We start from the raw sequence: 4,652 nt of genomic DNA on the forward strand, positions 1-4,652 counted from the left end.
TCGGCGACCGCAGCGCCTGCGTGATCATCGCTTTCCTGCCGGAGCTGGGCCAGATGAACCGCAAGGAAGCGGCGGCGCTGGTGGGTGTGGCCCCCTTCAACTGCGACAGCGGTGAGCACCGGGGGACTCGCCACATCTGGGGCGGCCGTGCCGTGGTACGCAGCGGGCTGTACATGGCCACCCTGTCGGCGATGCGCCACAACCCCCAGATCAAGGCTTTTGCCGATCGGCTCCGCGCCAAGGGCAAGCCGGGCAAAGTAATCATCGTGGCTTGCATGCGCAAGCTGCTGACCATGCTCAACGCGATCCTGGCGCAAGGCGTACCTTACCACCACCCCACGCCCGAAACGGCTTGACAAACATCACAGTTACTCTCCACCAGTCGCCTGAGCCCCTCGCTTGTCCGCATGTCGTAGAAGATCAGGCTGACAACATCGCGCAGAGTCATGGCCTCGCCGCGAGCAGGGCCTCCCGGCTCGGGCAAGAGTGAATCCGGCGGGCCCAGGGAGAGCAGCCCGCGTCTACATGCGTCGATAACCACTTTCCGTCCGGCGTCCACTACGCTCTCAGGGCCCCACAGCATATCCCGATCGAGCCAGTCCCACGGGCGCAGGAAGCCGAAGGGCACTTCGAGTACCTCCCCGAGCAACTGGAGGAGCGTACCCGCGACCTCAGCCACACAGCCGTGGCACTCATAGAGGCGCAAGACGTCGGCACCAAGCGGCAGCTCTGCCCGATGCGCCAGCTCCCATAGCTGCCGCAGGTCACCGCGGCGGTTGCCAAGCCAGACCGGTAGACACTGAAGCCGGAACGGGAAGGGCGCAAGCGCATCGCTCTCGTCCGCCTCGGGAGCCCCCGAGATGTCTGAGACTGGATACGGCACATAACGGGCCGCGGGATCGCCCAGCAGCCAGAGCAGGAAGCGTGGCATGTCCCAGGGGTAACGCCGGTCAACGCGTGCAATGCTTGGCGCGCAGGCGCGTCCCGCTTCGGCCAGCGCCATCTCCGGGCCAAACCGCAACCCGGTGTTCCAGGCACCCTCTCTGATCGCGCTCAGGAGTGCGTGTCCCGGCCTGGGGTCGCGCGAGGCGCACGCCGTCTCTGGCGGTAGCGCGGTCTTGCGGGATGGGGGGATGGTGACTCCCAGCTCCACCTTCCACCACGGCTCATCACTGACGTCCGCCAAAGCCGTATCTGCGGTGAGGTTCCCCGCGTCGCACCACAAAGCGATGCGCAGGGCCCTCATGAGGACCACCAGACAGAAGGCCTCCACGTGCTCCTGATCACCCGCCCTGTCGGCGATGTAGCGGGGCGCACGTGGGCGACGCATCATGGCGTTACCTTCTCCTCCGGAGGTTGCGGACGCATGGCGCACGGCATTGTCTGCTGAGATCACCCGAAGGGTGCCAGGAACCGTCCGGCAGACAACAGCCTGACAAACCGCACTCCGAGTACCTCCTCGTGGGTGACCCGTTGCTCTGCTGGTCTGCCTCAAGCGCCTTCCGGCATGCCTCGCCGGAACGCTCTCCTCATCGCCCGCCACGTCTTGGGTCGCCAGCGGGCGTACTGCACCGGCCTCTTGCGCCAACTGTCCCGAATCCGCGGATCAGCACCGGCAGCCAGCAGGCCTCGCACGACCTCCAGCTTCCCTCGCAGGACAGCCCAGTGCAGCGGCGTCTGGCCCCGGTTGTTGACCGCGTTGGCGGCAGCTCCCGCTTCCAGCAGAAGATGCAGCACCTCGGCACTCCCGGCCGCGTGCAGAGGCGTGGTTCCCTCGTCATCCGAGGCCGTTGCGTCGGCCCCGGCCCTGAGCAGCGCCTGCACCGTGCCCACGTCATCACGCCACACCGCAGCGTGCAGCGGAGTGCCTCCCGGCTCCCCGTACGCCCGCTGACTGCCCCTCTCGGCGAGCGCCTCCCTCGTGATCGCCAAAGTGCCCCAGGGATGCCGTGGGGGCCCCCTGAACGTGCCGCAGGCCCCTGGATCCGCACCCGCCGCAAGGAGCGCAGCCGCGCCGGCACCACTTCGGACCACGTGTAGCGGCGTCATCCCAGCGCTGTCGCAGGCGGTGGGATCCGCACCCGCCGACAGGAGCGCACGTATGGCGTCGGGGTCATGCGGGCGGTGGAGAGGCGTCCTGTCCCAGTGATCGCGCGCTGTGGGGTCTGCGCCCGCTGCCAGAAGGGCGGCCACGCCGCTGCCGGTCTGGACCGTGTGCAGCGGGGTCTGGCCCTGACTGTCGCGATCCATAGGGCCTGCTCCGGCGGACAACAGGAGCTCGACCTGCTCTGCCTCACGCACGCAGAAAAGCGCGGTCTGGTGGTAGCAGTTGCGCTTGTTGAGGTCGGCGCCCGCAGACTCCATCGCCTCCAGGTCCGCCATCGTCCCGTGCGCGACGGCCCAGTGAAGCGGATCCCAGGGCGGGCCCCACGAGCAGAGGGCCTCTGGGTCTGCGCCACGCCTCAGCAGCAGCCGGGCCATCTCCCAGTCCTCTCTCCGCAGCGCCAGGTGAAGAGCGGTGTCGCCCGGGAGGACCCCTGCTCTGCGCCAGAGCATGGCCTTCGCCTCCGTGCTCACGCCGTCGTCAAGGGCCGCCTCGGCCGCACCGAGGTCACGCTCGATCACAGCCCGGTGCAACGCCGTCAGACCGTGACCACGCCACCAGGCCCACAGTCGCCACACGCCTCTCCCGACCACAAAGTCTAGCAGGACGAGAGCGAACAGGAGGCCAAGGGCCAGATCCTTGAACCTGAGGGACGCCGGCAGCAGGAGCACTGGGAGGAGCGCGAGGGCAGCGATGGCACAGGGCGGAACGACTGAGCGCTCGCCACCCAGACCCCGACCTGTGGTAAGCAGGCGCCAAGTGCTGATGCGCGCTGCCACGACATAGGCAGCGAACAGCAGGAGCAACGCGCCCAGAATGGGGTCACAGATGTTGCTCAGCATTGCGTCTCTCGCGCCCTGGAACCCATGCACGAAGACGGCAACCCACTCCTCACGGCACCTCCGGCGTTGCATCTGGCGGTGGTGTTGTGGGAAGTGGCTTGTCCTTTGCTCCGCCGCCCAAGCCCTGAATGGCGCTCGCAAGAGGGGTTCCTGGATGCTTCGCGTGCAGGGCCGAGAGCGTGCTCCACCCCTCCTTCGCACGATCGCTCTGACAGTAGGCGTGCCACACCCAGTCGACTGCCCTCTCAGCGCCTCGTCCCCCGGAGTGGTGCCTCGCATAGTGTGCAAACTGATCGACGGCCTCCTGGTACCGACCGGCACGCGTCAGGTACGCTACACGGTAGGATTCATAGCCGGCCGCCCAGGGCTCATCCCACTGTCCTGACAGGCCCTCGTCGAGTGCGGCTACCGCCGCACCGGGGCGCTTCTGGAAGTGGCACACGAGAGATGCACCATAGGCGGCTCGTGCCGCCTGCTGCGCGTTGCCATAGGCCTGTGCTGTCTTTCGGTACTTCTCGCATGCCTCCAGCGCATGCTCCCACGTGTCCCGGGGTCGGCCGTGTAGGGCACCGATGGTCAGAACGGCCACCTCAGCGCGGTGCGCACGCCATCCCACATCGCTTCCCCTTCGCGTGACCTCAAGACATCGGACGACGAGCAGTGCCACCTCATCGTGGTCGGCCGCCGAGGCCCAGACGCAAGCGTTGACACCCAGGCTGGTACATGTCACGAGCACAGCTTGGAGTGCCACGAGGGAGATGGCAACTGTGAACCCCGTCCAGCGACGCGAAGGCAAGCGTCTCGTCTCGTCGGTCATGTCTTCGCCCCTTCGGTGTGGCTACTCCTCGCGGTTCACGAAGGCTTGGCACTTCATCTTTGCCCTGTCGATCTCCTCGATCTTCCTCACTTCCTCTTCTGTGAGATCCTGTGTGTTCACCAGTATTTCCACCTGCTTCGAGTACCCTACGAGAGCCACACACCCGGCAGCGGCCTTCGGGGCGGCGCACGCGGCTGGAGACAGACCATCGTTAATGTAGGTCACCCAAGAGAGAATCCAGTCAAGGAAGGTGCGAAGCCACTTAGGCATCTTTCCGGACGGATCAGCTACGGAGACGGGAGCTCCCCCGACGTACGGGTAGAGGCCAGGCAAGGGCAGAGGCGCTAGGTCCAAGGCGACCAACTCCGTGGCAGATGACCGACTCAGCCAGTCTCGCGGATCGTCGGAGGACCTATCGAGTAGGTTCCTCCAGTAGGCCCTCGTTGCCGCGACCGCGGATCTGAGTGGCTTCTGGGACCTTGTCCCAAGCCCCACTGGGTCCCTGCTCAGGAATCTGCCGGTTGCAGCGTCGTACCATCGATGCCAGAGGAGGTGGAGGGCGAAGGTGTCCTGATAGTACCCGTAGGCGCCGACGTAGTTGTAGGGGTCACCGCCGATGCCGCTGCTGTGCAGGGCGTTGCCGAAGGCCTCGTACAGCCGCGAGCCGATCAGGCCGCCGGTGTTGTCCGTCATGCCGATGGTCGAGCCCAAGGCGTCGAACAGGTGCCAGTCCATCGAGCCGCCCCCGTCCGACCGACACGAGCCCACCAGCGGCGCGTAGATGCTGGGGCCTTCGTTGTGGTACAGAACCCATGACTCGGGGCTTGCATCCGCCACGTAGCGCCGGGCCGCCACTTTCTCGCCGTCGTAGAGGTAGCGGTTGCTCCAG

Annotated in this window: 5 protein-coding genes; 1 reads left to right on the forward strand and 4 read right to left on the reverse strand. The window is 66.5% G+C overall.

Going from position 1 to position 4,652, the window contains the following annotated elements:
* Window positions 1-356 (forward strand): transposase (locus tag ABFE16_00245; GenBank protein ID MEN6343700.1); only part of this gene is annotated, 356 nt, incomplete at its 5' end.
* On the opposite strand, the gene ABFE16_00250 is transcribed toward ABFE16_00245, so the two are convergent.
* The 4 genes from ABFE16_00250 to ABFE16_00265 form a co-directional block, all read right to left on the reverse strand.
* Window positions 326-1,333, reverse strand: coding sequence for a hypothetical protein (locus ABFE16_00250; protein MEN6343701.1), 1,008 nt, complete (start codon window positions 1,331-1,333; stop codon window positions 326-328). The two genes, ABFE16_00245 and ABFE16_00250, sit on opposite strands and share 31 nt — an antisense overlap.
* Before the next feature lie 158 nt (window positions 1,334-1,491).
* On the reverse strand, window positions 1,492-2,946 hold the full coding sequence (locus ABFE16_00255; GenBank protein MEN6343702.1) for an ankyrin repeat domain-containing protein: 1,455 nt from the start codon (window positions 2,944-2,946) through the stop codon (window positions 1,492-1,494).
* 49 nt (window positions 2,947-2,995) lie between these two features.
* Complete coding sequence (locus tag ABFE16_00260) at window positions 2,996-3,763, reverse strand: hypothetical protein (GenBank protein MEN6343703.1); 768 nt, start codon at window positions 3,761-3,763, stop codon at window positions 2,996-2,998.
* A gap of 21 nt (window positions 3,764-3,784) precedes the next feature.
* On the reverse strand, window positions 3,785-4,652 hold an 868-nt coding region (locus tag ABFE16_00265), incomplete at its 5' end, for a hypothetical protein (GenBank protein ID MEN6343704.1).

This window comes from Armatimonadia bacterium, from assembly GCA_039679385.1.
Classification (GTDB): domain Bacteria; phylum Armatimonadota; class Zipacnadia; order Zipacnadales; family JABUFB01; genus JAJFTQ01.